Below are 26,855 nucleotides of genomic sequence, written 5' to 3'. Positions count from 1 at the left end.
GAACCGCCTACGGGTCGATCTTCACAAAAACCTATACAAACTGTCCAGTTATCTCGACGGACTGTCTAGATATCCGCACCATGGAGACATCCCCCGGCACCGGGACCGAACTCCTCGGACCCTCGCCACCAGTGAAGGAGCAACCATGTTCACGATCCGACGCGCTGCGGCAGTGATGTCCGCAGCCCTGCTCACCGTGGTGGGCCTCTCGGCTCCCGCCGCCCAGGCCGACAACCACACTTCGGCCGTCAGCATCCTGCACGCGGTGCCTGACGCCACCGTCGACGTCTGGGCCAACGGCAAGCCGCTGTTGACCAACTTCGCCCCCGGCACCCTGACCGAACCCCAGATGCTGCCGGCCGGTTCCTACGACATCAAGATCGTCAAGGCCGGCGACGGGGCCGATGGTGCCGCCGTCATCGAGGCCAAGGGCCTCAAGGTCCCCGCCGGCGCCAACCTGACCCTGGCGGCCCACCTGGACGCCGCTGGCAAGCCGGCCCTGGCCGCCTTCGCCAATGACACCTCCGCCTCGGCCAAGGGCTCGCGGTTGACCGTGCGCCACCTCGCCGCGGCTCCTGCTGTCGACATCCGCGCCGGTGGCACGGTCGTGGTCCCCGGACTGACCAACCCCAAGGAGGCCAAGCTGGACCTCGCTCCCGGCAAGGTTTCGGCTGACGTCGTCCTGGCCGACACCGACACCGTGGCGATCGGCCCCGCCGACGTCACCCTGACCCAGAACATGAACACCATCGTCTACGCCTGGGGCTCTGCCGAGGGCAACAACCTGAAGCTCGCTGTCCAGCAGGTCGCGCTCGGCGGCAAGGGCATGCCGGACACCGGCGTCGCCACTGCCGACTCCGACCTCACCCTGCCGCTCGGCCTGGGCGTGCTGGGCGTCATCGCAGCCGTGGGTGCGGTGGTGGCCACCCGCAAGGTCGCCGCTGTCCGTTCCTGACCCACACCACACCGCGGTCCCCGCAGCCGGTGCCCCCGGCTGCGGGGACCGCTGCGTCCGCACCGGCCCGCCGCTGAACAGTGGCGGGCTCGCCGGCACCGCGGGAGTAGTCTGGCGGGGTGCTTTTCAGCTCCTCTCGCCCAGGTGACGGCCGTCTGACCCAGGAACTGGACCCCCAGGACCAGGGTCCCCAGGATGCCTGCGGCGTCTTCGGTGTCTACGCCCCCGGGGAGGAGGCCGCCCGGCTCAGCTTCTTCGGCATGTACGCACTGCAGCACCGCGGCCAGGAGTCCGCCGGCATCGCGGTCAGCAATGGCAAGCGCATCATGGTCTTCAAGGACATGGGTCTGGTCAGCCAGGTCTTTGACGAGGGCACGCTGAGTTCGCTCAAGGGCCACCTGGCGATCGGGCACACCCGTTACTCCACCACTGGGGCGTCGGTGTGGAACAACGCCCAGCCGACCTTTCGTTCTGGCCCGCGCGGTGGCATCGCCCTGGGCCACAACGGCAACCTGACCAACACCCACGAACTCGAGCAGATGCTGGCCGAGCGCGGCATCGCCGACGTGCCGCACAAGGTCAGCATGGACTCCACCAACGACACCTCCCTGGTGACCGCCCTGCTGTCGACCTACGACGCCCCGCTGGAGGATGCGGCCCGCGAGGTGTTGCCGCGACTCAAGGGGGCCTTCTGCCTGGTGATGATGAACGAGCACACCCTGGTCGCGGCCCGCGACCCGCAAGGCATCCGTCCGCTGGTGCTCGGACGCCTCGAGCAGGGCTGGGTGGTGGCCAGCGAGACCGCGGCGCTCGACATCGTCGGTGCCAGCTTCATCCGCGAGATCGAACCCGGCGAGATGGTCGTGGTCGACGCCGCCGGGCTGCGGTCCGAGCGATTCGCGCAGGCCCGGCCCAAGGGCTGCCTGTTCGAGTACGTCTACCTGGCCCGCCCCGACACCATCATCGCCGGACGCCGCATCCACAACGTGCGGGTGAAGGTCGGCAAGATCCTCGCCGAGGAGGCCCCCGTCGAGGCCGACCTGGTCATCCCCGTGCCCGAGTCGGGAACCCCCGCCGCGATCGGCTACGCCGCCGAGTCCGGCATCCCTTTCGGCCAGGGGCTGGTCAAGAACAACTACGTCGGACGCACCTTCATCCAGCCGTCGGACACCATGCGCAAGATGGGCATCCGGTTGAAGCTGAACCCGCTGCGCGACGTGATCAAGGGCAAGCGGCTGGTGGTGGTCGACGACTCGATCGTCCGCGGCAACACCCAGCGCCAACTGATCGCCATGCTGCGCGAGGCCGGCGCGGCCGAGGTGCACGTGCGCATCTCGTCGCCCCCGGTCGAGTGGCCCTGCTTCTACGGCATCGACTTCTCCACTCGCGCGGAGCTGATCGCCGCCGGTCTCGAGAACGACGAGATCTGTCGCTCCATCGGCGCCGACTCGTTGGGCTACATCAGCCTCGACGGCCTCATCCGCGCCACCCACGTCCCCAAGGACAACCTGTGCCGCGCCTGCTTCGATGGCGTCTACCCCGTCCAGGTGCCGGCAGGTGCCACCGAACTTGGCCTGACCCCGACCCAGGAGCCGACCGAATGACCGAGCAGTCCGCCTACGCCGCCGCCGGAGTCGACATCGACGCGGGTGACCGCGCCGTCGAGCTGATGAAACAGCACGTCACCAGGACCCGACGCCCCGAGGTGATGGGGGGACTGGGCGGCTTCGCCGGCTTCTTCGACGCCCAGGCGTTGCAGGGCTACCGCCACCCGGTGCTGGCCACCTCCACCGACGGGGTCGGCACCAAGGTCGCCATCGCGCAGGCGATGGACGTCCACGACACCATCGGCATCGACCTGATCGGCATGCTCGTCGACGACTTGGTCGTCAGTGGCGCCGAACCCCTGTTCGTCACCGACTACATCGCCACCGGCAAGGTCGTCCCCGAACGCATCGCCGACATCGTCAAGGGTATCGCGGCCGGCTGCCAAGCGGCCGGAGCGGCGCTGCTCGGTGGCGAGACGGCCGAGCACCCGGGGTTGCTCGAGCCCGACGAGTACGACATCGCCGGTGCCACCACCGGCGTCGTCGAGAAGGACCAGATCCTGGGTGCTCATCTGGTGCAGGGCGACGAGGTCGTGCTGGCCGTCGCGAGTTCAGGTCTGCACTCCAACGGCTACTCGCTGGTGCGCAAGGTGCTGCTGAACGACGCCGGCTGGGCGCTGGACCGTGACGTGGCCGAGCTCGGCACCACCCTCGGTGAGGCGCTGCTGGTGCCCACCCAGATCTACGCCAAGGCGATCCTGTCCATGATCCAGGCCGTCGGCGGCCCCGCGGGCGTGCACACCATGAGCCACATCACCGGCGGCGGCTTCGCCAACAACCTGGCCCGCGTCATTCCCGAGCAGTACTCGGTCACGATCGAGCGCGCCAGTTGGAGTCCGCCGGCCATTTTCGAGCTGGTGGCGCAGGTGGGCGGCCTGTCCCGGGCCGATGTCGAGGCGACCCTGAACCAGGGTGTCGGGATGGCCGTGGTCCTGCCCGAGGCCAGCGCGGACGCTGCCCAGGCCTCGCTGCGGGCCGACGGGTTGGCCTCATGGGTCTGTGGTCGGGTGCATGCCCGTGGCGAGCAGCACGTGCAGCTGGTCGGCGACCACCACTGAGCAGTCTGCGCCGGTGGCGAACACCGTCATATCGCCTGACGGGTCAGCTTTGGCTGCGCGGCTCGGCTCTAGTACCCTTGCACTCACGAATAGGACTACCAATTCCGCGTTTACCGCGATGACACAGCGAGGGGGTCGACCCAATGGGGCGCGGCCGTGCAAAGGCGAAGCAGACCAAAGTCGCACGAGATCTCAAGTATCGAACTGTCGACACGGACTTTGCTTCCTTGGAGCGAGAGCTCCGCAACAGTGAATCGTCTGCCGCATCAAGTGGCTTCTACGACGAACCGGACTACAACGGCCTCGCAGAGGTCTACGGAAGTCAGTCCGCCGACGTCGTCGATGACGACGAGGATGATCCTCGCTGAGCGGTGACGGGCATCCGCCCTCCGCTCTGTCCCACCCTGGCTGGTAGGTAGGACCACGCAGGATACTGTCGAGCCCATGAACGGGTCCGGCAGTCTGCAGTGGTCGCCCGATCGAATCCTGCCCGGGTACCAGTACGCGACCCTCGACCTCGCCGAACCGGCCCCGGCCGCCGGCGAGCCCGAGGACACGCTCATCACCGCAGGTCTGGTGCGTCGCAACACCCCGACGCACCAGCGTGCGGTGCTCTACCTGCATGGCTGGAGCGACTACTTCTTCCAGACCTGGTTGGCCGACTACTTCGACGCGCAGGGCTATGACTTCTACGCCCTCGAACTGCGCCGCTACGGGCGCAACCTGGCCGAGGGCCAACTGGGCGGTTTCACGACCGACCTGTCCGACTACTACCAGGAACTGGATGCGGCCTTCGACGTGCTCGGGCTCGACCATGACAGCGTGACCCTGATGGGCCACTCGACGGGCGGGCTGGTGGCCACGCTGTGGGCCCATGACCGCCCCGGCCGGGCCCACGGGCTGATCCTGAACTCGCCATGGCTCGACTTCCAGGGCTCCCCGCTGATCCGCTCCGGGGTCGCCCTGCTGGCCAAGAACGTCGGCAAGGACGCCCACCGGGCGGCCCGGACCATTCCGCAGCGCGATTCCGACACCTACCTGCGCTCGATCCATGACTCCCTGGACGGTGAGTGGAACTTCGACCTGGGCCTGAAGCGCCACCCGTCGTTCATGCTGCGGGCCGGCTGGCTGACGGCCATCGCCACCGGCCACGAGCGGGTGCGGGCCGGCCTGGCGATCGATACCCCCGTCCTGACCATGATCAGCCGTCGTTCCGACTTCAAGCGCACCTGGCACCCGGCCAGATGACTGCCGACACGGTGCTCGACGTCGACAAGGTCGCCCGCAGAGGGCACCAATTGGGCCCCCACGTGACGATCGTGCGCATCAACGACGGGCTGCACGACCTGGTGCTGTCCCGCGCTGACGTGCGCGACGTCGTCTGGGACACGATGACCCGTTGGATGGCCGCATGGTTGCGCGATCAGCCTCCACCCGGCTCGCCGTGAGATAATTCACTCATGCCGAACAATTTGGGACGCGTTGTCGTGGTCGGGGGCGGTTTCGCCGGCCTGAGCGCGACGACGAAGCTGACCGATGCCGGATTCCACGTCACCCTCGTGGACCGGCACCCGTACACGACCTTCCAGCCATTGCTGTACCAGGTGGCCACCGGGGGTCTGAACCCCGGCGACATCACCTACGCCCTGCGCAGGTTCGTCAGCAACAAGAAGCACCACCTCGGACACTTCCGCCGTGGCACCGTGACCGGGATCGACACCCAGAACAAGACCGTCCAGGTCAGCCGCGGCGATGACCTGCCCTACGACTACCTGGTGCTGTCCCAGGGCGTGGGCGCCGGGTACTTCGGCATCGAGGGGGCGGCCGAGCACACCCGATCCATCTACACCCGCGCCGCCGCGATCGAGGTGCGCGACATCATCTTCAGCGGGCTGGAGCACCTGGCCAGCGCCAAGGACCCCGACCGCCGCTTCACGGTGGCCATCGTCGGCGGCGGCCCGACGGGCGTCGAGATGGCCGGTGCCCTGGCCGAGATGAAGTCCGAGGGACTTCCCGTGTTGTACCCCGAGCTGCACATTGACGCCTTCCGGGTGGTCATGGTCGAAATGGGCGACACGCTGCTGGCACCCTTTGACGCGAAGCTGCGCGACTACACCATTGACGAACTGCGCCTGCGCGGGGTGGACGTGCGGCTGAGCACCGCCATCGAGAGGGTCGAACCCGACAAGGTCACCTTCAAGGGCGGTGGCACCATGGACGTCGACCTGGTCATCTGGGCGGCCGGGGTGGGGGCCCACCCCATCGTCGCCGACTGGGGCATGCCCCAGGGTCGCGGCGGCCGCATCCTGGTGGACGAGGACCTGCGCGTCCAGGGGTTCACCGACGTCTTCGCCATTGGCGACGCAGCCTTGATCGAGAAGAACCCGCTGCCGCAGCTGGCCCAGCCCGCGCTGCAGCAGGGCGAGCACGTGGCCAAGCAGATTGCCCACGTGCGCAACGGCGAGCCCACCGAGCCGTTCGCCTACTTTGACCAGGGCACCATGGCCACCATCGCCCGCAATGCGGCCGTGGTCCAACTCGCCCCCATGGGGCCGCTGCCCGAACTGAAGATCACCGGCTTCATCGGCTGGCTGACCTGGGTGGTCGTCCACCTGCGCAGCCTGCTGGGCGGACGCAACCGTCTTCAGGCCATGATCAACATGGGCTTCCGGTACCTGACCTGGCCCAAGTCGGCGACCGGTATTCAGGGCGACGTCACCGATTCGCCTGCCATGCTGGCCCGCAGCGGGGGGCGCACCGCCATCCAGGCCGACGAGGCCGACGCCGACTGACCCAGGCCCTCCTCGAGGCGCAGAAGCACACAGCCGCCCAGACCATCGTGGTCTGGGCGGCTGCGCTGTGTACGGGGTCAGCCGGTCAGTTCCACTGCTGGGGTGGCTGGGGCTGCTGGTGCTGGGGCTGCCAGGGCTGGCCGGCGGACGGCGGCTGCCAGGGCTGGTCCGCTGACTGGGGCTGGGCGGCCGGCTGCTGCTGCCACGCCTGGCCAGCTGACGGCGGCTGCCAGGGCTGACCGGCGGACGGCGGCTGCCAGGGCTGGGCGGCCGGCTGCTGCTGCCACGCCTGGCCCCCGGACTGCTGCTGGCCCGACTGGGCAGGGGACTGCTGCTGACCCGACTGGTGGGGGTAGGACTGCTGGGCCCCCCAGGCGGCCAGGCCCGGCGCCGGGTCCTTGCGCGCCTTGAGGAACTTCACCAGCCCCTGGATGATGATGACCACGCCGAAGATCGGCAGCACGTAGAAGAGTCGGTCGAACCAGACCAGCATCACCACGGCGAAGACAATCATCGCCAGACCAATGACCAGCGACTTGATCAGGTCGTTGCGGGCAGCTGGCGCGGCCGTGGGAGCCGACTGGGCCTGTGGCTGGCCCACGGGCTGCTGGCCCCACGGAGCAGGCTGCTGCTGCCACGGGCCGGGCTGCTGGCCCCACTGGTCGTTCATGTTCTGGGACATGGGTGCTCCTCACGTGCGCGGACGGGCCTCGTCAGCGTACGGCACCGGCGGGCCTCGTCAGCGTACGGCACCGGCAGGCCCGTCGAGACCCGGGGCAGAACGCGAAAGAGCCCCCGGCGAACCGGGGCAGAACGCGAAACAGCCCCGGCGAACCGGGGCAGAACGCGAAACAGCCCCGGCGAACCGGGGCAGAACGCGAAACAGCCCCGGCGAACCGGGGCTGCTGCCTGTGGCCAGGGCCGGGCTCGAACCGGCGACCTTTCACTTTTCAGGCGAACGCTACTACCAACTGAGCTACCTGGCCGTGCTGCTGTGTTGGATGATCCAACACAAAAGCGGTGATGTGACCATCACCGCTTCAGCGACCCCGACGGGACTCGAACCCGCGACCTCCGCCGTGACAGGGCGGCGCGCTAACCAACTGCGCTACGGGGCCTTGTGGGCCCAGAGGCTTGCTGTCTCTGTGAGGCAGCTTGAGAAACTATACCGACATTGCCCGTGGTTGTGAAATCGAGCCCATCGACCCGGTGTAATGCCTTGTCGCACCCGGTTTGGAAGGTGAGTGGCGACCGTCCTGCCCGAGAGGCAGAACTGCCGGAACCAGTGACTGGTTCCGGCAGTTGCCGTGGTATCCCCAACGGGATTCGAACCCGCGCTGCCGCCTTGAAAGGGCGGTGTCCTAGGCCGCTAAACGATGGGGACGCGACTGCAGAAGCATAGTGGACATCCGGCCCGCCCCCCAAAACGCCGGCCGACCGGACATTGTGCCCGCAGCGTCACGAAGTACCTCGCGAACCGCCGACCGACCGGACATTCTGCCCGCAGCGCCAGGATGTGCGCTCGAAACGTCGCGGCGACCGGACATTGTGCCCGCAGCGCCACGATGTGCGCTCGAACCGTCGCGGCGACCGGACATTGCGCCCCTGGTGCCACCAGGCCAGGTCACAGCCCCTTGGTGGTGACGTGGACGTGGTCCTTGTGGTTGGCCGTGGAGTTGCCGCGGTCAGCCATCGCCCGCCACCCCTCCTTGTCGCGGGACACGTTCCAGATCTTCTGGTCGAAGATCAGGTACTGGATGTTCAGCGAGGAGGCGTTGGCCCGAAGGTAGTTGGCGATGTCCCAGCCCCTGGCCTTGCCGGCGGCGGTGTTCCACTTCGGCAGCATGATGTCGACGGCGTGGCCGCTCGGGTGGTCGGGCAGTGAGTCGGGGCGCACACCGTAGAAGGTGGTCACTCCAAAGCGCGAGGCCACCACGTTGACGATGTTGCGGGTCGACGCGTTGAGCCCGTTCAGCCCGATGGAGCCGGTCAGGTCAATGGGTCCGCTGCCGCCGGTGTTCCCACCACCGGTGCTGCCGCCACCGGTGTCCGCGCCGCCCTGGGTGCTGGACAGGTAGGCGGCCGAGACCCAGCGGGTGGCGCCGTTGAAGTTGATCTGGGCGAACCCGCTGGTGATGGTGCCGGTGATCCGCACGGCGGAGTCCTTGGCCAAGCTGGCGACCGTCGAGTACGAGGTTCCGGGGCCAGAGCGGACGTTGACGGTCTCGGTGGCGTACCGGGTGCCGATCTCCTGGGGCAGGGCCTCGGGCTCTGCGGTCGGGACCTGCCCGACCTTGTGGATGTAGGCGGTGGTCACCCACACGCGCTGTCCACGCCAGACGACCTCGGTCAGGTAGCCGGCCTTGTTGCCGGTGCTGGGCAGCACGCTGCCGGGCGGGATGTCACCCATGCTGGCGATGCCTCGCCCGGTCTGGTTGCGCACCATCAGGCTGGCACTGGACTTGACCGAACCCGTGGTGGCGATGGTCTTGGTCGAGGGCTGCGCGGCGCTCAGGTAGGTCGTGGAGACCCAGGCGCGTCCGGTGGAGAAGAAGATCTGGGTGAACCCGCCCGAGACCAGGCCGGTGCGCTCGACCTTTGAGCCCTTGGCCAGGGTGGCGTGGATGGAGTACTTGATGCCCGGGCCGCTACGGACGTTCAGCGGCTCGGAGGTGAACACGTCGCCCTTGGCCCCCGGGGCGGTACCAGTGCTGGCGTCGCTGGCCTTGGCGCCAGCCAGGTAATTGGCCGAGACGTAGGCGGTGGTCGAACCAAATTTCACCGGGACGAAGCCGTACTTCATGGCACCGACCTGGGTCAGGCGCTGGCCCTTGTGCAGGACGCCGAGGATCGATGACCCGGTGTTCGGTGACGTGCGGATGTTCACGGCGGTGGTGGCGGTCACCGCCCCGTAGTTGGCGATGGCCGAGGGGCTCAACGCGATGGTACCGATGGCCAGCGAGCTGGTGACCGCGACGGCGGCAGCACCTACTTGCATCCTCCTGGTGAATTTCACAGCTTCTCCCGGGTTGGGGGCCTTCCCGGGCCCCACACATGGATGGATGTGTCGGGCGGACCGCCAGGCGTCTTCCCCGGGGTTGCCCCCACGCCTGCGCGGCAGTCCGCCGACGTGGGGAATCTAGGCGCGTCCGGGAACCGCTTCAAGACCAGTGACTGGGCGACGACCGGGTTTGCCAAGCATTTCCGAAAATGCCATGGGTGAAATTACGTGGATGCCATTGAGTAGTGTCGAGCCTTCGTGGAACCGGCCGTGACAAGCCAAAACAGTGATGTGAGTGGCTTCACAAGCCACTGGGTCGCACGCCACCAAGCAGGCGACGTGGCATTCCTGAGCAGGCCTTCTCAGAATGTGTGCGCCAGCCCTGAACCCTCACTTGACAGTTCAGGTGCGCATTCACAGTTGCGCACTCAGGCGGGGGGTGCGACCAGGACGGTCTGGTCCAGCCCGGCGACCACCAGCAGGGCCCGTCCGTAGACGGAGTGCGGCAGGTAGCCGGCCTGCAGGTCGGCCCGCGGCACCCCGGTGGCGCCGGTCAATCCGGCGATCTGGGCGCAGGTGTCCTCGTCGGCGCGCAGCGGCAGCGCCTCCAGGATGCCCCGGTCGACGTTGATGCTCATCACGTCCAGTACCTCGGCGTCGAAGCTGGGGGCGACCAGGACGATTCCCGACTTCTGCTGGGAGGCGCGATTCAGCGTGTCGAGGACTTCGCGCAGGCTGCCGACGCCCTCGGGGCAGACCATCACCAGGGGGCCGCGGATGATCGCGCGCTGGGGGTCGGTGGTGGTGGCGAGCCGAGCATCGGCCAGGGTGGCCGCCACGGTGCGCAACTGGTCGGTGGCCAGCTCGGCGTTGAGGTCGGCCTGCTCCTGGCTGGTCAGCGGATGAAGGCGGGGCCGCTCATCGGGGCTGGGTTCGGGCAGGTAGCGCGGGACGGGCGCATCGGCCATGGCGGGGCCACGGTCGGGAGCCTGCTGCAGGGCGGCGTCCAGCCGTCGCCGGGAGCGCCAGTCCGCCAGGGCCGCGACCACCAGCAGGGTGATGCCGACGACCAAGATGATGACCACCCCGAGTGTGCCGTCCATGACACCAGCCTGCCACGTGGCTCAGGCGAGCCCGACGACGTCGGTCAGGCCGACGCCGAGTTGCCGGATCGCGCCCCACCTGGCATTCCCCTGGTGCGGGTAGGCCCACACGGTGCCGTCGCTGCGCAGCGCGACCAGGTCGCGGCGGCCGTCCCGGGTCAGGTCACCGGGCGAGGTCAGGATGCCCATGCCCTGCCAGTTGCGTCCGACCCGGTGGACCGCGACGATCCGGCCACCGGCAATGCTGTAGCGCGGCAGGGCGCCGTGCTGGTCGACGGCGAGCAGGTCGGGCACCTGGTCGCCGCTGCAGTCACCGACGGTCGCGGCCATCCGGATGCCCGTCCAGTTCCTGCCGATCACGGCCGCACCCACCAGGTATCGGCCCCCAAGACTGTCGGCGGTGAAGGAGTAGCGGATCAGTTCACCGTCGCTGTCGCGGGCCACCAGTTCGGGCAGTCCGTCGCCGGTGATGTCGTCGAGCACGGTCAGCAGTGACAGGTCGTCCCAGCCGGCACCGACCTGCACCGCCGCGGCATAGGCGCCGCCGGTCAGACCACGCAGCAACCACAGGGAGCCGTCCTTGCGGCGTCCGGCGAGTTCGGTGACGTCGTCCCCGTCCAGGTCGGGAACGTTGGCGACCCAGTCGTAGTCCTGCCAGCCCCGGCCGGCGGTGAAGGGCTCCGACAGGTGACCCCCGCGGACGCCGTACTGCAGCAACGCCCCCGACCTGGTCATCGCCATCAGGTCGGCCTGCCCGTTGCCGTCCTGGTCACCGAAGGTCGTCGGCGGTCGGGGGCTCGGCAGGGTGACCGTCGGCATCGCGTCGGTCGCCGACGCCTCGAGGCTGGCGTAGGTCCACACCTGGATGCTGCCCGGCTCGGGACGCGACACGCTGGGATTGTCCTGGGAGTAGACGAACCCGGTGAACGTGCCCCGGGCGTCGGGAGTGGCATGCCAGTAGGACCAGTAGTGCAAGCCGTCGGCGGTGGCCGGGTGGCCATTGATCCTGGTGAACACCGGCTCGCCGTCGGTGCTGAAGCCGGCGCTGGTCAGTGCCGCCAGTCCGGTGGAGAACTCGGTGGCGCAGCCCGTCCACGAGGAATCCTGGTCGGGCTGGACGACCACCCAGACATTGCCGGCCTCCAGGCATGGGGCGCGCTCGACCGCGCGGGCCGGGGGTGCCGGCAGCAGGACGCCGCCCAGGACGAGCAGGCAGGACATCAGGGCGGCGCGTACCCGCAGACGTCCTGGTGTTCGTTCCACAGTCCTTGCCCCTCAGCTGGTCTGTTCGGTTGGCGAAACCACAGCCACCGTACCCACACCACGGGCCGGTTTGTCCAGAGGAACCAGCAGATTGGTCGGTGCCCCCAGCGGGGCTCGAACCCGCGACCCAAGGATTAAAAGTCCCTTGCTCTGCCGACTGAGCTATGGGGGCGGGCCACATCCTAGCGGGGTGCACACCTGTGCCGACAGTCGCTGCGCGCCTGCACGTCGACCCCCGATGCCCCGCACCCGTGGCAGGGGACATAGTCTGGGCACGTGCGTACCCCACGTGATATCGAATGCTGGCTCACCGACATGGATGGCGTCCTCGTCCACGAGAGCAGCGCGCTGCCCGGAGCCACAGAGCTGCTCAACCGCTGGGTGGACACCTCCCACCGGTTCCTGGTCCTGACCAACAACTCGATCTTCACCCCCCGTGACCTGTCGGCACGGCTCGAATCGTCGGGCATCACGGTGCCCGAGGAGAACTTGTGGACCTCGGCGATGGCCACGGCCGACTTCCTGGCGAACCAGCAGCACGGCGCCAAGCTGTCGGTGATCGGCGAGGCCGGCCTGACCACGGCGCTGCACGCGGCGGGGTTCATCATGACCGACACCGACCCGGACTACGTGGTGCTGGGCGAAACCCGCACCTACTCCTTCGAAGCGATCACCAACGCCATTCGCCACATTGACCGGGGCGCCAAGTTCATCGCCACCAACCCGGACGTCACCGGGCCCAGCGCCGACGGACTGCTGCCGGCGACCGGTGCCGTCTCCGCCATGATCACCGCGGCGACCGGTCGACGCCCCTACATCGTCGGCAAGCCGAACCCGATGATGTTCCGCTCGGCGTTGAACAAGATCGAGGCGCATTCCGAGACCACGGCGATGATCGGCGACCGGATGGACACCGACATCATCGCCGGCATGGAGGCCGGGCTGTTCACCATCCTCGTGCTGACCGGTATCACCAGCCGCAAGGACATCGAGCGCTACCCCTACCGTCCAGACCTGGTGCTGGAATCGGTGGCCGAACTCCACTCCCTCATCTGAGGAGTCACGGCACGCTGCGCCAGGTGGGTGGCAGCGTCACCGGCTCGGGGTGGGATTCCCAGTCGGCCCACCACCGCTGCGACCCGGCGGGCAGCCGATTGGCGTCCAACAAGTCGACCTGGTCGCGGATTGACCACTTCAGCCTGGCCAGGTCCAGCAGGTCGGCCTCGACGGTGGGGTCGGCCAGCACCCGCCGCTCCAGGGACAGGGCCTCAAGACGCAACTCGATCACCTTGCGGTGGACGTCGGCCACGCTCACCGGCAGCCCCAGGTGTGCCTCGGCGGCGCGCAACCAGCCGTAGTCACGATTGATCCGCAGCAGTCCCGGGTCGACGGTGATGGCGTCGTGGACGAACAGGTCCGGTTCGATCACCAGGGCGCCGCTGCTGCGCGCCATTGCCACCTCGTCCCGTTCGGCCTCGTCGGTGAGGATCTCGGCCGAGCGCATCAGGATGTGCAGCATCGACTTGGAGGCGAACGACTCGGCGCGCGGGTTCTCCACCGGCGAGGAGACCACGACGTAGCAGCGGTCGACGTCCAGCGGTCCGAGGGCCATTTCGGCGGGTGTCGCCTCCCGGGTGCCGCCATCGACGTACCACTCGTCCCCGATCCGCACGGGGGCGAAGACCCCCGGGATGGCGCACGAGGCCAGCGCCCCCAGGCTGAGGTCGGCGGCAGGGATGTCGGGCAGCGGGTTGTTCTCGCGGTCGACCATGGTGCCGTCCTCGGTCATGAAGCGCAGTTCCCCCGACTCCAGGGCCACCATCGAGATGCGCACCGTCACCCCCGAGTCGCGGGTGCGGTCGGAGCGGAAGATCTCGCCGTCGAGCAACCGCATCAGGATCTCTCCCGGGTGGAACATCGAGCGCGAGGCGTCGGCGCCGCGCAGGATCAGCGACAGGTCCCCCCCGGCGGTGCGCAGCCGCGGCAGCATTGACAGCAGCGGCAGCACCGCCCCCGGGCCCAGTGCCTGACCGGTCGGCCTGGGCTCGCTCATGGCGATGTGCAGGGTGAGTTCGGCGCCGCTCAACTCAGCGGGGTCGACCGCCTGTTCGTCGACCGACGGTTCGGGGACCGACGGTGTGCGCAGGTGCGGCAGCGTGATCTTGGGCAGCGTGAAGGACGGGGGCGGGCGCTGGCTCTCCTGCTGGATCAGTGCCATCCACTCACCGCCACGATCCTGCAGACGCTGGAACCACGGGCGGGGGGCGAACATCTGGTCGCTGTGGGTCATCGACAGCCACAGCTCCTCGATGCGGTCCAGCACCTCGATCTGTCCCTGGCGGTCCAGCGACTGGGACAGGGCCGCTGCCAGCACCGAGCCGGCCGAGGTGCCCACCATGACGCTGGGGGAGATGTTCGCGCGGTCGTACAGGTAGCGCAGGGCACCGGTCTGGAAACTGGCCCGCGAACCGCCGCCGCTGAGCACGAGTCCCTCGACCTCGTCCCTGTCGGGGGCGAGCCGGTTGACCCAGGACAGTGAGGGGAAACCGCTCCACAGTCGACGTGCCATGCGGCCAGCCTAGTTGGTGGGTGGGCCGTGGTCGTGGGCCCGGGTGGCCACCTGCGAGAATGGAACATGTGACCCATGTAGCCCCCGAGACCAAGGCCGCCACCAGGGTGGCCGCCCCGGTGGACCTGCGCAAGTACGCGTGGTTGTCGATCGCGGCGGCGCTGGCCACCATCTTCCTCAAGGGCGCCGCCTGGCAGATCACCGGGTCGGTGGGACTCCTCTCGGACGCCGCCGAGTCGCTGGTGAACCTGGTCGCCGCCGTGGTCGCGCTGATCGCACTCACGGTGGCGATGCGTCCGCCGGACAAGAACCACCACTTCGGCCATTCGAAGGCGGAGTACTTCTCGGCCGGCACCGAGGGCCTGATGATCATCGTCGCGGCCGGTGTCATCATTGTCAGTTCGGTGCAGCGCTTCCTGGCGCCGCAGCCCCTGGAGCAGGTTGGCGTCGGCCTGCTGATCTCGGTGGTCGCCTCGGTCATCAACGGACTGGTCGGGATGGTCCTGATCCGGGTGGGTCGGGCCCATCGCTCAATGACCCTGGTCGCCGACGGCAAGCACCTGTGGACCGATGTGGTCACCTCGATCGGGGTGATCATCGGCGTCGGACTCGTGTGGGTCACCAAGTGGGACCGGCTGGACGCGATCGTCGCCTTTGCGGTGGCCATCAACATCCTGTTCACCGGCTGGAAGTTGCTGCGTGACTCGACCGAGGGCCTGATGGACATCTCGCTGCCCAAGGAGCAGAACGCCCTGCTGCGGGACACCCTCGACCGCTTCCGCAGCGAGGAGATCGACTTCCACGCCTACCGCACCCGGGAGTCCGGCCACCGCCGGTTCATGGAATGCCACATGCTGGTGCCGGGGGAGTGGACGGTGCAGCAGGGCCACGACGCGATCGAGGACATCACCGACGCCCTGCACGAGGTGATGCCCGAACTGCGGGTGCTGATCCACCTGGAGCCCATCGAGGACCCCCGCAGCTACGAGGACATCGAGGTCTGAGCGCTGGTCGGCGCTCAGACGACTGGACGCACCGGGCCCCCGGGGCGGGCGATGAGCACCGACGCCATCGTCGCGACCATCGGGTACTGGACGGTGTAGCGCTGCAGCCAGTCCTCGGCGAAGGCCTCGGCGTCACTGCTGGGCACCATCGCCCATACGCTGCCCCCGAACCCGGCCCCGAAACTGGTGGCGGCGATCGCGCCCAGTTTCCGCGCCTGGCCGGCCAGGAACTCCGTCTCGGGCACCTGGTTGCCCAGCGCGGACGACGCCTGCTGCTGGGACGCCTCGACGGCCTCACCGAAGCGGTCCAGGTCGCCGGTGACGAGCGCCTCGGCGGCCTCGGGAATGATGACCTCGGACTCGGCGAGGAAGTGCTCCAGGCGTCGCTGCAAGTAGTCGTCGTCGGACACCAGGGCGCGCAGCCGCGTCACCGCGTCGTCCGAGGAGCGCACCGCCTCGGCCAGGCTCCGTCGGTCCGGCAGGTCGGGGTCGGCGTTCCAGCGGGCCAGGATGTCCCCGACGCCCAGGGCCGCTCGGTTGTACAACTCGCGCGCCGGGCCGGTCTTCTCGGCCGCGACCCCGCTGACCGCCACCACGAACGTCAGGTCGTCGGGCATGGGGATGCTGAGCTCGCGACGGATCGGGTTGAACCCGAACAGGCCCAGGTGGTCGGGCTCGCAGCAGATCATCGCGGTGTGGTCCTCGGAGCCGCCGAAGGTGCCCACCCCACGATGCCCGGCCAACTGGCCGAAGCTCATCCCGTTCTCGATGCAGGCCAGGTAGCCGGCCAGGTCGGCGGGGGCGGCGATGTGGCGGCGCCAGCGCTCGGTGCCGGTGAAGCCGTTGTACTCGGCCAGGCTGAGCGCCAGCGCCACCACCAGCGCCGAACTGCTGCTCATGCCACTGGCCAGGGGCAGGTTCGAGTCAATGGTGATGTCGACGGGGGCCAGGGGACCGAAGTTGTGGAACAGGCGGTCGGCGACGGTCTGCAGGTAGTGCCCCCAGTGCCCGCCGGCCAGGTCAAGAGCCTGGCCCGGCACGACTCTCAGGTCACCGGCCAGGGCGGCGGTGCGGGCGGTGATGCCTTGCTTGGCGGGGATGAGGCTGACGGTGACCCCCCGGTCGACGGCCGCCAACAATGAGCGGCCACCGGCATAGTCGGTGTGCTTGCCCAGCACCTCGATGCGGCCCGGTGAGAACCACGCGACCGGTTGGCCCAGGGGTCGCGCGTCGACGACATTGGTCAGGCTCACAGGTGCGGCTCCCGGCCCACGAGCAGCGCGGCCACCGCGCCGATGTCGAGCTTGGTGGACAGGTCCAGCACCCCGGCCTTGACCGGGACCACCTCCACCCGGACACCGGCGGCCATCGCGTCGCGGACGGCGTCGACGATCTCGAGTTCGCCACGCGGTGAAGGTGCCACCGTGCCGCAGGCGGCCACGATGGCCGGGGTGAACAGCCAGCAGTTCATCGAGACCAGGGCGTCCTCGCCCAGGGCGGCCAAGGTCTCGGCATCGGGCTTCTCGTGGATGCCCGTCAACTGGTTGTCCGCGTCGCGGGTGAGCAGCGCGAACTTGGCGACCCTCTCCGCGGTGATGTTGGAACCCTCCACCAGCGCCCGCCGGTCGAATCCCAGCGTGCCGGCGCCGGGGATGGCGCGCAGCTTGGCCACCGCGTAGGACGGGTAGTGGTTGTCGGCGTTGATCACCAGCACCCGCTCGTCACCGGCGAACTGGCGGGCTGCCCAGACAGCGTTCGCCGTCCCCAGCGGTTGCTCCTGGACGGCGTAGGAGACCTTCACCCGATCAGTGCTCAGCGAGTCGTAGTAGTCGCGCACCAGGTGGTGCTCGGGGCCGATGACCAGGCACACCTCGTCGAAGCCGGCGTCGGCCAGGTCGCTGATGACGTGGTCCAGGAAGGGACGACCCACCGAGACCATGCCCTTCACCCCGGTGTCGGCGACCGCCTGCTGGCCGCTGGTGAGTTCGACGCCGTCTGCCTCGGCGCGCATGCGGGTGCCCAGGCCCCGCGACATCACGATGGCGCGGTGCGGCGGCGGTGCTGCTGGTGAATGGCTCATGACGTTGATCCTAGGGACTCAGGCGCGCCAGCGACGCCGCGGGGGCCGGTGCGATGAGCGCTCGCTCACCGCTCGTCGTCGAGTGGCACGCGGCGGTCGGCGTCGGGGGCCAGCGGATCGGTGTCGGCGACCAGCGGATCGGTGTCGGCGACCGGCCGGTCGGCGTCGGGGGCCAGCGGCTCGGTGTCGTCGGCCTCCTCGCGGGCACGTTCCTGGTCGGCGTCCTGGAACTCCTCCCGGTCGGCCGGTGCCTGCCCCGACGCGATGGCCTCCTGCTGCGCCTTCAGGTTGGCCGACACCTTCTCGGGTTCGTCCTCGGTGCCGTAGTAGGCCTGCAGGGCATCCTCCTCGGCGACCGTCATCGGCGTCTCAGGATCCTGTCGGGGGGCGTCCTTGATGAACTCCTTGCTGAAGGCCACGTGCAGCACGCCGTCCTCGAGGCGTGCCTCGACGAGCGGCACGAAGCTCTCCTTGAGACCGAACAGACCGGTGCGGACCGTCACCCACGACGGCTGGCCGGACTCCTCGTCCAGGAACACCTGGCCGACGCCGCCGACCTTTTCGCCGTTGATGTCAAAGACCACGGCGTCGTAGTACTCATCGAGGTTGAACTCAGTCATGCCAGTGAAACTAGCGCCCGGAACTGTCGGGTGAGGGCTGATCGAGCAAACTTCACCCCACCGTGCCCGGATCGCCGAGTGGGTCAAGGGATTCGCCCAGCAACGTGCACCCAGTGGGCCAACATCGCCCGCCGGGGCCCGATGTGGCCCACTGGCTGCACGTTACTGGGACCACTCGTCTGCTGCGGCGGCCCGAGTCGTCGACGGGGCCTGCTCAGCTGGCGCGCACGGCCTGCTTGATCTGTCCGACCAGCGGCGGGCGGCAACTCAGCTCGCTCACGCCCATCGCGACCAGGGTGGCGGTCAACCCCGGCTTGGAGGCCAGGTCGCCGCAGACGGCCACCGGCACCCCGGGCAGTCGCTCGCAGGTGATCCTCATCAGTTCCAGCACACCGGCCGAATCGGACTTGGCCAGGCCTGCCACCACCCCGTTCGAGCGGTCGGTGGCCGTCGTGTACTGGGTCAGGTCGTTGGTGCCAATGCTGACGAAGTCGGTCAGCCCGGCGAACTCCGCGGCCCGCAGCGCGGCCGCGGGAACCTCGACCATCATGCCGATCGGGAAGGGCTCCGCGCCCACCTCGGCGATCGCCCGCAGGGCCATCTCGCGGGCCCAGGCCATCTCTTCGGGTTCGGTCACCATGGGGAACATCACCCGCACCGGAACCTGTCGGGAGGCCAGCGCGATACCGCGCAACTGCTCGGCGAAGAACTCCGGCACCCGTCGCATGGTCCGCAGGCCACGCTCGCCGAGGAACGGGTTCAGTTCCTTGTCCTGCTTGAGGTAGGGAAGTGGCTTGTCGCCGCCGACGTCCCAGGTGCGCACCGTGATGGGGTGCGGTGCCATCGCCTGGCCGATCTCGACCAGCACCGCGGCCTGCTGCTGGGCCGTGGGCGCCACGTTCAGGTGACCGAAGAGCAGTTCGGTGCGCACCAGGCCGGAGCCCTCGGCGCCGCCGGCGGCACCGCGCACCGCGTCCTCGACCGAGCCCACATTGGCCTCGACGGTGATGCGCTTGCCGGCCAGGGTCAGCGCCGGCTCCTGGGCAAGTGCCTCGGCCTGGGCCTCCTCGGCCTGCCGAGCCTGGGCGCGCTGGCCGATCTCGGCAATGGTGGCCTCGTCCGGGTCACACCACAACTGGCCGGCGACCGGGTCGAAGGCGACCCGCTGGCCGGTCTGCAGCCCGGCGGCGTCGGCGCGTCCGGTCAGCACCGGGATGCCGCGTCCGGTGGCGATGATGACGCCGTGGCCGGTGGCGCCGCCGGTGGTGGTCACCACCCCCAGGCAGGCCACCGGGTCGAGCTGGGCGGCGGTGGCGGCGTCGAGTTCGGGGACGACCAGGACGTGCTCCCCGGTGGGCAGCTCCTCAGGCTTCTGGCCCATGAGTTCGGCCAGCAGCAGCCGCCGCAACGAGCGGACGTCCTGGGCGCGTTCGGCCTGGTAGGGGTCGTCCAGGGCCTGGAACTGCTCGGCGACGCGGGTGAAGACGCAGTCGACCGAGGCCGGCGCCGGGTGGCCCGACAGCATGTCCTCGGTCAGTGCGTCGACCAGGGACGGGTCGTCCAGCAGCGAGGCCTGCATCATCAGGATGTCGTCAGCGCCCGTCAGGCGGGACTGGACGACGCTGATGGCGGTGCGCAGACGTCCCCGCTCGTCGGGGCTCGGGACGTAGCCGCGGGTGTCGACCTCACCCCCGGTGACAAAGGCGGTGCCGATGACGACCTGGCTGCCGGACCTGGCCGGCCCCCCGGCGGTGGCGGTGAGCGGCTTCGGGGCCTCGACGGGGGTGGAGCCGGTGACGTCCTCACCGAAGCCGGCCTCGGCCAGGCGGGTGATGTTGTTCAGCGCGCGGGCGGCCTCGGGGCCGCTGATGGTGGCGCGCATCACGTCGTCCTTGCGCAGGCCGAGGGTGGCGATCCGGGACAGGCTGGTGCCGGTCACGGGCCCGGCGCCGGTGGTGGCGTTGGACACCTGCACCACGGCGTCGACGTCGCGCAGGGCACGGACGAAGGCCGCGGCCGGGCGGGCGTGCAGGCCGTGGGGGTTCAGGATCGTCCACTCGAAGTCGAGGGCGTCAGCAGCCGGTGCGGCCAGGGCCGTGGTGGTGGTCGGGGCGGCGTCGGTACCGCCCAGGTGCTCCTGCTTGGCCTGGCAGCCGGCGGCGGCCTCCTCGGCCACCTCCTGCAGGGACCCGCCGGACGCCGCGGTCACCAGGGCGGCGACCAGACCCTCGACCAGCGGCGCGGGGCTGAGCAGCACCCGGTCGGCGGTGTCGGGGTCGAGGAACTCGCAGGCCATCTCGCCGCTGAGGATGGCGCTACCCAGGTCGAGCATCACCAGCACGCCGTCGGGGGAATCGACCTGGGTGATCGCCTCGCTGATGGCGGCGGCATCGGTACCGAAGGACCCGTCGTCCAGGCCCGCGGCGATGGCAACCTGCGGCGGGTCGGGGGTCATTTCCAGGGCCAGGGCCAGGGCTGCCTCGGCGAGTGCCCGACTGTGTGACACGACGACGATGCCAATCATCACAAATCTCCAACTGCGGTGGTGGATTCAACAACGGGTGTGGGAAATGCTATCGCTGCGCCTACTGCGGCTGCCACAAGGGCCACAGTCTTTCGGCTGCCCCCGGGGCGGCGACCATCATGCCACCGCCGTCGGGGAACAGGTTGTCGTCGCCATCGGAGTTGACCACCCGGGCGCCCGCCTCGTGGGCGATCAGGGCGCCGGCCAGGTGGTCGACCGGGTGGAAGCGTTCCACGATGCCCGCCACCGAGTCCCCGGCGGCGATCCGGGCCAGGGTGAGCGTGCCCGAACCCATGATCCGGGTGACCACATGGTGCTCGCCCAGGCGCCGGATGAAGTCGTCCTGGCCGGGGTGGAACTCGTGGACGTGGAGTTCGGTCATCACGGTGCGACCGGCCAGGGCGTTGACCCGGCCCAGTTGCAGCGGCCGTCCGTTGAGGACGGCGCCGAAACCGCGGGCCGCCAGGAAGATCTCGCCAGTCCACGGTTGGGCGACGACGGCGACTACCGGCTGGCCGTCGATGGCCAGCGCCAGGCTCATCGAGGTCCAGGGCAGGTGGCTGCCCAGGTTGTTGGTGCCGTCGACCGGGTCGAGGAACCAGGTCGGCCGGCCGGTGTCGGCCGCGCCGCCGAACTCCTCACCGACCACCACGTGGTCGGGCAGTTCGTGGGCGATCACCGAGCGGACGTGCTGTTCCACGGCCCGGTCGACGGCCGTCACCACGTCGGCGGGGTGGCCCTTGGTCTCGATGGTGCCCAGCGCAGCCGTGCGGGTGTAGTGGATGGTCCACTCGGCGACCTGGCGGGCCACCTGCAGCCACGTGGCCAGCTCGTCGCCCAGTCCGAGGCGTTCGGCCACCCGGTCGGCCCCTGCCCAGGCCAATGCCAGCGGGCTGTAGCCCGTGGTCGCCAGTTGGCGCAGCAGGCGGGGACGGTCGGTGACGATCTGGTCGGCACCGACGTCGATGGCCCAACTCATCTGTTCGGCATCCGACAGGGTGCCCACCAGCGTCTGCAGGCCCAGGGCGCGCGCGGCGCGAACCAGCTCGGGGCTGAGCAGCGCGAAGTCGACGTCGATGGCCTCGGGTCGCAGCGCCGCGATCGCCGACTCGTCCAGGTCGCCGCCGGGGTGGGGCAGGTGGAGGCTGGCGTCGGCGTCCAGGCGGCGAATGGTGCCCATCGCGGCGGTGTCGCCGCGCCAGACAACGTCGAGGTGGCGGCCGGCGGGGTGCTGGCGCAGCGTGGTCCAGGCGGCGGCGGCGTCGGCGGCGGGGGTGTTGATGACCAGGCGGGGCGCCTGGTCGGTGTCGGCCAGCAGGTCAAGGACCTGGCCCAGGGTGGGGATGCGGGTGCCCTCGGTGCCGAGGGCCGCCAGATCGTCCGCGGTTTGGCGGGCGACGGGGGCGGCGTGGCCCCACAGGCGCAGGGTGGTGGCATCGCCAATGACCATGGTGATGCCGTCGGCACTGGTGCGCACGTCGACCTGGACGTCGGTGGCCTTGGCGTCGATCGCAGCCAGGATGGCGGCCAGGGTGTTCTCGCGGGCCGACTCGGCGTCACCGCCGCGGGCAATGATGCGGACGGCGGTGGGGGACTCGGGGGCGGCGACGTTGGCAGACACGGGCCCCATCCTATTCAGCGCAGCGGATGGGGCATGTCCTCGGTCACCCTGCCGTGCACCAGCGTCAACCAGGGCGCCTTCTTGGCGCGGTCGAAGCGCACCGAGAGCCGGTCGTGGCGCATGATCCAGGCGGTGACCCCGACGAAGGTGAGCAGCACCGGAATGGCCGGGCCCAGTACCGTCCACCGGGGGCCGATGACGTCACCCATCCAGCCCACGATGGGGGAGACGATCGGGGTGCCGCCCAGGATGACCGCACCCCACACACTCATCACCCGACCGCGCATCTCGGGGCTGACACTGGTCTGCACCAGGGCGTTGGCGCTGATCAGCGTGGTGACCGCGCAGTAGCCGATGGGGATCATCAGCAGCGCGAAGACGTAGTAGTTGGGGGCGAAGGACGAGGCGATCATGCAGACCGCGAAGCCTCCCATGGCCGCCAGGATGAACCGGAACCGGGGCCGCTCCCGGCGCGCGGCGGTGAGGGCGGCGGTCAACGAGCCGATGCCCATCACCGAGCCCAGCAGGCCGTACTCGCTGGCACCACGGCCGAAGGCCTCGGTGGCCATCACCGCGTTGCTGATGGCGAAGTTGAAGCCGAAGGCGCCCATCACGAAGGCGATCACCAGCAACACCAGCAGGTCGACGCGCCGGGCCACGTACCTCACGCCCTGCACCATGCCGCCCTGTCCCCGCTTGGCGCGGGTGTTGCTCATCTTCGAGCGGTCCATCAGCAACAGCGAACTGATCAGCGCCGCGAAGGTGAACACGCTGACCGCCAGGACGGGGCCGGTGTCGATGGCCGCGATCAGGAACCCGGCGATGCCGGGACCGACCAGGCGGGCCATGTTGAACGAGGCGGAGTTGAGGCTGATGGCATTGGTCAGCAGTTCCTTGGGCACCAGTTCGGCGGCCATGGACTGGCGGGCGGGCTGGTCAATCGCCGCGGCGATGCCGTCGACCAGGGCCAGGGCGTAGACGTGCCACAGTTCCACCCGTCCGGTGATGACCAGGAGCGCCAGCACCAGGGCGTCGATGGCGAGCACGACCTGGGCGCAGTTCATCACCAGCCGCTTGCTGTAGCGGTCGGCGATGGAACCGGCGATCGGGACGAGCAGCAGGGTGGGCAGGAAGTTGAGGCTGGTCACCCAGCCCAGGGCGCGGGCGTTGCCGTCGGTCAGGGTGACCAGGACCAGCCAACTGGCGGCGGTGCGCGACATCCACTGGCCCACGTTGCTGGTGGTGACACCGATGAACCACAGCCGGTAGTTGCGAACACGCAGGCTCGCAAACGTCGAGTTCATTGGTGGAGCATTCGATTCAGCAGTCGGGTTGCCTCGACCAGGGTGTCGCGTTCCTCGTCGGTGCAGGCGATCAGGCGTTCGACCATCCAGGTGTCCCGACTGGAGCGAATGGCCTCGATCATGGCGTGGCCATGGTCGGTGACGGTGCAAATGCGCTGGCGGCGGTCGGTGGCCGAGACCTCGCGCGAAATCAGCCCGGCGGCTTCGAGCTCACCGACCGTGCGGGACATGCTGGGGGCGCTGACCGACTCGGCGTCGGCCAGTTCGGCGGCGGTGCGGGGACGCTGGTTCAGGTGCGAGAGCACCGCCACCTGGTGGGGTGGCAGGTGGGAGGCCTCGTAGCGGACCTTGCGGGTGATCCGCATGCACGCGGCGCGCAACTCATGGGCGACCTGTTGGACGGTCGGTTCAGCAGTGGATGTCATCTGGGCGGGGTCCTCGGGGCTGGCGTTGCAGGGCATCGGGCCGCCGAGGGGCGACAGATGCTTCACTCAGCTAACGATATCCCCGCGGACGGGCCGGGGCCAGTCGGTGCCGGACGCCGCAGCCTGTCAGAACAGATGGGTGGCGGCCACCCCGGCCAGCAGTCCCAGACCCATCCGCAGTTCGGCCAGGCCGGTGGACTTCAGCGCCGGCACCAGCTCGCGCCCCCGGGCGCCGGAGGCCACCACCTGGATGGACATGGCAGCCGACGGGACCATGAGCAGGCCCAGCAGCGCCCACCAGGTGGTCAGTGCGGCCACCAGGACAACACCCAGGGCCGCCACCACCACCAGCGCGACGAAGAAGGTGCGGGTGCCGCGCTCGCCCAGACGGGTGGCCAGGGTGCGCTTGCCCGAGGCGATGTCGGAAGCAATGTCACGCAGGTTGTTGGTCACCAGCAGGGCGCACGCCAGCGCCCCGACACCGACGGCGGCCACCACGGAGGCGATAGTGAGGCCCCCGGTCAGGATGTAGTGGGTGCCGCAGACGGCCACCAGGCCGAAGAAGACGAAGACGAAGACCTCACCCCACCCGGCATAGCCGTAGGGGTTCTTGCCGCCGGTGTAGAACCAGGCGGCCAGGATCGACGCCGCCCCCACCGCCAGCAGCCACCAGGCCTGGGTCAACAGGACGACGAGCAGACCGGCCACGGCGGCCAGGGCGAAACAGAAGAAGGCGGCCCGCTTGACCTGTCGGGGTTCGGCGGCTCCGGAGCCGACCAGGCGCATCGGGCCGACCCGGTCGTCGTCGGTGCCGCGGATGCCGTCGGAGTAGTCGTTGGCGTAGTTCACGCCCACCTGCAGGGCCAGGGCCACCACGGCCGCGAGCAGCGCCAGCAGCAACCCGCGACCGGTGAGTTCGCCCAGCGCATGCCAGGCGGTGGCGGTGCCGGCCATCACCGGTGCCGTGGCGGCGGGCAGGGTGCGCGGACGGGCGCCTTCGACCCATTGCTGCCTGGTGGCCACGGTTCCTCCTGGGGTGGGTGGGTGTTCAACTGGTCGAGGTGCGGGTCACGGCCGCGACCAGGGCCTGCCGATCGATCTTGCCAGAGACGGTGCGCGGCAGTCGAAAGACCGTGACCACCTGGCGGGGCAGCGCCGGGCGGGCCAGGCCGGCGCCGGCCAGGCGCTGGCGCCACAGCGCCAGGTCGGTCTCGCCCGATTCGGTGACCAGGACGATGCGGGTGCCCCACTCCTGGTCGGGCACCCCGACGACGACACCGGGGTGCGGGTCGACCAGGGCCAGGTGGCGCTGCACCTCGGCCAGGTCGACATTGACCCCGCCGCTGATCACGACGTCGTCGATGCGTCCGGTGACGTGCAGTCGACCGTCCTGCCACACGCCGCGGTCGTGGGTCAGCAGGCGTCCCCCCACCAACGTCTCGGCGGTGAGTCCGGGGTCGAGGCGGTAGCCGCTGAACAGCGTCGGCCCGGCCAGGCTGATGCGTCCATCGTTGGGGTCGACCAGGACGTCGACACCGTCGAGGGGGACGCCGTCATAGACGCACCCGCCGCTGGTCTCACTCATGCCATAGGTGGTCACCACTCGGATGCCGGCGGCGCGGGCGCGGTCGAGCAGGTCGGGACGCGCGGGTGCCCCGCCCAGCAGGACGGCGTCGAAAGCCGCCAGTCGGCCGGTAGTCTCCGGGTCGTCGAGGGCGCGGTGCAGGTGGGTCGGGACGATCGACAGCGCCCGGGGTTCGGCCAGGTCGGCCGGCGGCAGGTCGGACAGGTCACTGGCCAGCAGCACCGGCTCGGTGCCGGCCTCCAGGGAACGCACGAGCACCATCAACCCGGCGACGTAGTGCTGCGGCAGCGGGGAGTACCAGCGCATCGCGGCACCGAGCCGCTCACGCGTGGCGCCGGCCGAGGCCAGCAGGGCAGCGGCCGACAGCACGACACCCTTGGGGGTACCGGTCGACCCGGACGTGGTCACGATCACCGCGGCACCGGGCTCGATGACCGGAAGGTCTGGCCGGAGCGGCTCAGCGTCGCGGGAATCCTTGACAGGCAGCAGGACGGCTCGTCCGGCCAGCGCGTCGGGAAGCAGGCGCAAGATCTCGTCGGGGCGGCAGACGGTGGGGATCACCTCGCCACCCTATTCGGACATTCGCAGCCATGATCGTCTCCGTCGTCCTCAACCCGTACTGAGCCGCCCTGAGTCGTCCTGCACCTGCGGCACCCCGGACCCACCAGTCGGTCCAGGTGCACGTCCCGGCCGATCAGCAGCAGGAACAGGTCGGTCATGGTCCCGCTGACCTCACGTCCGGCGCCAGCACTCCATGGGTGGTCGGTGGCCCGCAGCAGCAGGCCATCCAGGGGGACGGGGGCGAAGACCTTGGACTTGCGATTGCCGCGGTAGGACAGGACGTGATCGGCCGCCTCCGCCACCTGCTCGGCGGGCAGGCCGCACGCCAGCTGGGCCGCAGGGGTGGAGCCGGCCGCAGCCAGCGGGATCGCGATGTCCAGGCTGTGGCCCAGAATGTCGATCAGCGCCTCCCGGCAGGTGAGCGTGGGGAAGTGGCGGTGGTAGCCAATCATGGCCCGCAGTTGCTCGATGATCTGGTCGGGGGAGTGCCGTCTGGCCAGTTCCCGCGAGCCCTCCCGGATCAAGGTGTTCGTGCCGCGCCGGTGGCGCAGGGCCAGGCCGAGCATCGTGCGGAGGCCCAGCGACGGCATCGTCAGGTGGGCGGCGACGTCCTTGATCGTCCATTCCGGGCAGACCGAGGTGAGTTCCCAGTCGCGCTGGGCCAGGCCGGACAACAACTCGACCAGCCCTGCTCGCCGTGCATCCACGGCGGCCCACACCTGTTCGTCGTCCATCGGAGTCCCCTCCCGTCGTGCAGATGGTTCGATAATAGGACTATTCTGG

At 69.4% G+C, this 26,855-nt stretch carries 24 protein-coding genes, 4 tRNA genes and 1 pseudogene; 9 read left to right on the top strand and 20 right to left on the bottom strand.

The window, feature by feature from the left end; translation table 11 throughout:
* Positions 1 to 145 precede the first annotated feature (145 nt).
* The 7 genes from IPV09_RS05490 to IPV09_RS05465 all read left to right on the top strand — a co-directional run bounded on the left by IPV09_RS05490 (position 146) and on the right by IPV09_RS05465 (position 6,412).
* Complete coding sequence (locus IPV09_RS05490) at positions 146 to 955, top strand: DUF4397 domain-containing protein (protein ID WP_207474223.1); 810 nt, start codon at positions 146 to 148, stop codon at positions 953 to 955.
* Positions 956 to 1,074: 119 nt separating this feature from the next.
* Positions 1,075 to 2,559 (top strand): amidophosphoribosyltransferase, encoded by a 1,485-nt coding sequence (gene purF, locus IPV09_RS05485; RefSeq protein WP_207474222.1) that lies wholly within the window; start codon positions 1,075 to 1,077, stop codon positions 2,557 to 2,559.
* Complete coding sequence (gene purM / locus IPV09_RS05480) at positions 2,556 to 3,620, top strand: phosphoribosylformylglycinamidine cyclo-ligase (RefSeq protein ID WP_207474221.1); 1,065 nt, start codon at positions 2,556 to 2,558, stop codon at positions 3,618 to 3,620. Before purF ends, purM begins: the two co-directional genes overlap by 4 nt.
* Before the next feature lie 143 nt (positions 3,621 to 3,763).
* Positions 3,764 to 3,988 carry a DUF3073 domain-containing protein gene (locus tag IPV09_RS05475; protein ID WP_207474220.1) on the top strand — a complete coding sequence of 75 codons (225 nt, stop codon included), beginning with the start codon at positions 3,764 to 3,766 and terminating at the stop codon, positions 3,986 to 3,988.
* Positions 3,989 to 4,064: 76 nt separating this feature from the next.
* Positions 4,065 to 4,868 carry an alpha/beta hydrolase gene (locus IPV09_RS05470; protein WP_242681267.1) on the top strand — a complete coding sequence of 268 codons (804 nt, stop codon included), beginning with the start codon at positions 4,065 to 4,067 and terminating at the stop codon, positions 4,866 to 4,868.
* The gene (locus IPV09_RS14185) at positions 4,865 to 5,068 is read left to right on the top strand and encodes a hypothetical protein (RefSeq protein ID WP_242681266.1); all 204 of its coding nucleotides are present in this window, start codon (positions 4,865 to 4,867) and stop codon (positions 5,066 to 5,068) included. Before IPV09_RS05470 ends, IPV09_RS14185 begins: the two co-directional genes overlap by 4 nt.
* A 12-nt stretch (positions 5,069 to 5,080) precedes the next feature.
* Complete coding sequence (locus IPV09_RS05465; protein ID WP_207474219.1) at positions 5,081 to 6,412, top strand: NAD(P)/FAD-dependent oxidoreductase; 1,332 nt, start codon at positions 5,081 to 5,083, stop codon at positions 6,410 to 6,412.
* An 85-nt stretch (positions 6,413 to 6,497) separates the two neighbouring features.
* Here IPV09_RS05465 and IPV09_RS05460 read toward each other — a convergent pair whose 3' ends face one another.
* The 8 genes from IPV09_RS05460 to IPV09_RS05425 form a co-directional block, all read right to left on the bottom strand.
* Positions 6,498 to 7,094 (bottom strand): hypothetical protein, encoded by a 597-nt coding sequence (locus IPV09_RS05460; RefSeq protein WP_207474218.1) that lies wholly within the window; start codon positions 7,092 to 7,094, stop codon positions 6,498 to 6,500.
* Positions 7,095 to 7,324: 230 nt separating this feature from the next.
* Positions 7,325 to 7,398 (bottom strand) — tRNA-Phe (locus IPV09_RS05455).
* Between the two features lie 58 nt (positions 7,399 to 7,456).
* A tRNA-Asp gene (locus IPV09_RS05450) sits at positions 7,457 to 7,530 on the bottom strand.
* 190 nt (positions 7,531 to 7,720) lie between these two features.
* A tRNA-Glu gene (locus IPV09_RS05445) sits at positions 7,721 to 7,796 on the bottom strand.
* A gap of 240 nt (positions 7,797 to 8,036) precedes the next feature.
* Positions 8,037 to 9,410, bottom strand: a complete 1,374-nt coding sequence (locus tag IPV09_RS05440; RefSeq protein WP_207474217.1) for an SH3 domain-containing protein — start codon at positions 9,408 to 9,410, stop codon at positions 8,037 to 8,039.
* 431 nt (positions 9,411 to 9,841) lie between these two features.
* A complete protein-coding gene (locus IPV09_RS05435) occupies positions 9,842 to 10,516 on the bottom strand; it encodes a hypothetical protein (RefSeq protein WP_207474216.1) in 675 nt (224 codons plus the stop codon).
* Between the two features lie 21 nt (positions 10,517 to 10,537).
* Complete coding sequence (locus IPV09_RS05430; protein WP_207474215.1) at positions 10,538 to 11,779, bottom strand: hypothetical protein; 1,242 nt, start codon at positions 11,777 to 11,779, stop codon at positions 10,538 to 10,540.
* Between the two features lie 99 nt (positions 11,780 to 11,878).
* Positions 11,879 to 11,951: transfer RNA gene (locus IPV09_RS05425), tRNA-Lys, on the bottom strand.
* A gap of 143 nt (positions 11,952 to 12,094) precedes the next feature.
* Here IPV09_RS05425 and IPV09_RS05420 point away from each other — a divergent pair.
* A complete protein-coding gene (locus IPV09_RS05420) occupies positions 12,095 to 12,835 on the top strand; it encodes an HAD-IIA family hydrolase (RefSeq protein ID WP_207474274.1) in 741 nt (246 codons plus the stop codon).
* Between the two features lie 4 nt (positions 12,836 to 12,839).
* Here IPV09_RS05420 and IPV09_RS05415 read toward each other — a convergent pair whose 3' ends face one another.
* On the bottom strand, positions 12,840 to 14,348 hold the full coding sequence (locus tag IPV09_RS05415; protein WP_207474214.1) for a patatin-like phospholipase family protein: 1,509 nt from the start codon (positions 14,346 to 14,348) through the stop codon (positions 12,840 to 12,842).
* Between the two features lie 59 nt (positions 14,349 to 14,407).
* Here IPV09_RS05415 and IPV09_RS05410 point away from each other — a divergent pair, with 59 nt between their 5' ends.
* On the top strand, positions 14,408 to 15,352 hold the full coding sequence (locus tag IPV09_RS05410) for a cation diffusion facilitator family transporter (protein ID WP_207474213.1): 945 nt from the start codon (positions 14,408 to 14,410) through the stop codon (positions 15,350 to 15,352).
* Positions 15,353 to 15,366: 14 nt separating this feature from the next.
* Here the strand turns inward: IPV09_RS05410 and IPV09_RS05405 are convergent, their stop codons facing one another.
* The 11 genes and pseudogenes from IPV09_RS05405 to IPV09_RS05360 form a co-directional block, all read right to left on the bottom strand.
* Positions 15,367 to 16,599, bottom strand: a complete 1,233-nt coding sequence (locus tag IPV09_RS05405; protein ID WP_207474273.1) for a galactokinase family protein — start codon at positions 16,597 to 16,599, stop codon at positions 15,367 to 15,369.
* Positions 16,600 to 16,601: 2 nt separating this feature from the next.
* On the bottom strand, positions 16,602 to 17,432 hold the full coding sequence (locus IPV09_RS05400) for a nucleotidyltransferase family protein (protein ID WP_207474212.1): 831 nt from the start codon (positions 17,430 to 17,432) through the stop codon (positions 16,602 to 16,604).
* Between the two features lie 65 nt (positions 17,433 to 17,497).
* Entirely contained in the window at positions 17,498 to 18,052 is a 555-nt protein-coding gene (locus IPV09_RS05395; protein ID WP_207474211.1) for a PRC-barrel domain-containing protein, read from the bottom strand.
* A 214-nt stretch (positions 18,053 to 18,266) separates the two neighbouring features.
* The gene (locus IPV09_RS05390) at positions 18,267 to 20,102 is read right to left on the bottom strand and encodes a putative PEP-binding protein (protein WP_370590234.1); all 1,836 of its coding nucleotides are present in this window, start codon (positions 20,100 to 20,102) and stop codon (positions 18,267 to 18,269) included.
* A 78-nt stretch (positions 20,103 to 20,180) separates the two neighbouring features.
* A pseudogene (gene dhaM / locus IPV09_RS14605) lies at positions 20,181 to 20,576 on the bottom strand (dihydroxyacetone kinase phosphoryl donor subunit DhaM); the annotation flags it as partial.
* A 61-nt stretch (positions 20,577 to 20,637) separates the two neighbouring features.
* Positions 20,638 to 22,197 carry an inositol monophosphatase family protein gene (locus IPV09_RS05385; protein ID WP_207474209.1) on the bottom strand — a complete coding sequence of 520 codons (1,560 nt, stop codon included), beginning with the start codon at positions 22,195 to 22,197 and terminating at the stop codon, positions 20,638 to 20,640.
* A gap of 14 nt (positions 22,198 to 22,211) precedes the next feature.
* Positions 22,212 to 23,501 (bottom strand): MFS transporter, encoded by a 1,290-nt coding sequence (locus tag IPV09_RS05380; RefSeq protein WP_207474208.1) that lies wholly within the window; start codon positions 23,499 to 23,501, stop codon positions 22,212 to 22,214.
* Positions 23,498 to 23,992, bottom strand: a complete 495-nt coding sequence (locus tag IPV09_RS05375; protein ID WP_207474207.1) for a MarR family transcriptional regulator — start codon at positions 23,990 to 23,992, stop codon at positions 23,498 to 23,500. The genes IPV09_RS05380 and IPV09_RS05375 overlap by 4 nt, the downstream gene beginning before the upstream one ends.
* 60 nt (positions 23,993 to 24,052) lie before the next feature.
* Positions 24,053 to 24,949, bottom strand: a complete 897-nt coding sequence (locus IPV09_RS05370) for a 1,4-dihydroxy-2-naphthoate polyprenyltransferase (RefSeq protein ID WP_207474206.1) — start codon at positions 24,947 to 24,949, stop codon at positions 24,053 to 24,055.
* A 25-nt stretch (positions 24,950 to 24,974) separates the two neighbouring features.
* Positions 24,975 to 26,072, bottom strand: coding sequence for an AMP-binding protein (locus IPV09_RS05365; protein ID WP_370590231.1), 1,098 nt, complete (start codon positions 26,070 to 26,072; stop codon positions 24,975 to 24,977).
* Complete coding sequence (locus tag IPV09_RS05360; protein ID WP_207474205.1) at positions 26,069 to 26,806, bottom strand: maleylpyruvate isomerase family mycothiol-dependent enzyme; 738 nt, start codon at positions 26,804 to 26,806, stop codon at positions 26,069 to 26,071. Before IPV09_RS05360 ends, IPV09_RS05365 begins: the two co-directional genes overlap by 4 nt.
* Positions 26,807 to 26,855 lie beyond the last annotated feature (49 nt).

This window comes from Tessaracoccus sp. SD287 (assembly GCF_017355265.1).
GTDB lineage: Bacteria > Actinomycetota > Actinomycetes > Propionibacteriales > Propionibacteriaceae > Aestuariimicrobium.
The sequence above is the reverse complement of the archived record's forward strand: the minus strand, read 5'-3'. Positions and strand labels throughout refer to the sequence as shown.

Bases quoted from the DNA above. Each gene is read 5' to 3' on its own strand.
- IPV09_RS05395 (WP_207474211.1), bottom strand. From the start codon at position 18,052: ATGACTGAGTTCAACCTCGATGAGTACTACGACGCCGTGGTCTTTGAC.
- IPV09_RS05470 (WP_242681267.1), top strand. From the start codon at position 4,065: ATGAACGGGTCCGGCAGTCTGCAGTGGTCGCCCGATCGAATCCTGCCC.
- IPV09_RS05410 (WP_207474213.1), top strand. From the start codon at position 14,408: ATGGAACATGTGACCCATGTAGCCCCCGAGACCAAGGCCGCCACCAGG.
- IPV09_RS05400 (WP_207474212.1), bottom strand. From the start codon at position 17,432: ATGAGCCATTCACCAGCAGCACCGCCGCCGCACCGCGCCATCGTGATG.
- IPV09_RS05420 (WP_207474274.1), top strand. From the start codon at position 12,095: ATGGATGGCGTCCTCGTCCACGAGAGCAGCGCGCTGCCCGGAGCCACA.
- IPV09_RS05460 (WP_207474218.1), bottom strand. From the start codon at position 7,094: ATGTCCCAGAACATGAACGACCAGTGGGGCCAGCAGCCCGGCCCGTGG.
- IPV09_RS05490 (WP_207474223.1), top strand. From the start codon at position 146: ATGTTCACGATCCGACGCGCTGCGGCAGTGATGTCCGCAGCCCTGCTC.
- IPV09_RS05465 (WP_207474219.1), top strand. From the start codon at position 5,081: ATGCCGAACAATTTGGGACGCGTTGTCGTGGTCGGGGGCGGTTTCGCC.
- purM (WP_207474221.1), top strand. From the start codon at position 2,556: ATGACCGAGCAGTCCGCCTACGCCGCCGCCGGAGTCGACATCGACGCG.
- IPV09_RS05415 (WP_207474214.1), bottom strand. From the start codon at position 14,348: ATGGCACGTCGACTGTGGAGCGGTTTCCCCTCACTGTCCTGGGTCAAC.
- IPV09_RS05475 (WP_207474220.1), top strand. From the start codon at position 3,764: ATGGGGCGCGGCCGTGCAAAGGCGAAGCAGACCAAAGTCGCACGAGAT.
- IPV09_RS05380 (WP_207474208.1), bottom strand. From the start codon at position 23,501: ATGAACTCGACGTTTGCGAGCCTGCGTGTTCGCAACTACCGGCTGTGG.
- IPV09_RS05435 (WP_207474216.1), bottom strand. From the start codon at position 10,516: ATGGACGGCACACTCGGGGTGGTCATCATCTTGGTCGTCGGCATCACC.
- IPV09_RS14185 (WP_242681266.1), top strand. From the start codon at position 4,865: ATGACTGCCGACACGGTGCTCGACGTCGACAAGGTCGCCCGCAGAGGG.
- IPV09_RS05360 (WP_207474205.1), bottom strand. From the start codon at position 26,806: ATGGACGACGAACAGGTGTGGGCCGCCGTGGATGCACGGCGAGCAGGG.
- IPV09_RS05440 (WP_207474217.1), bottom strand. From the start codon at position 9,410: ATGCAAGTAGGTGCTGCCGCCGTCGCGGTCACCAGCTCGCTGGCCATC.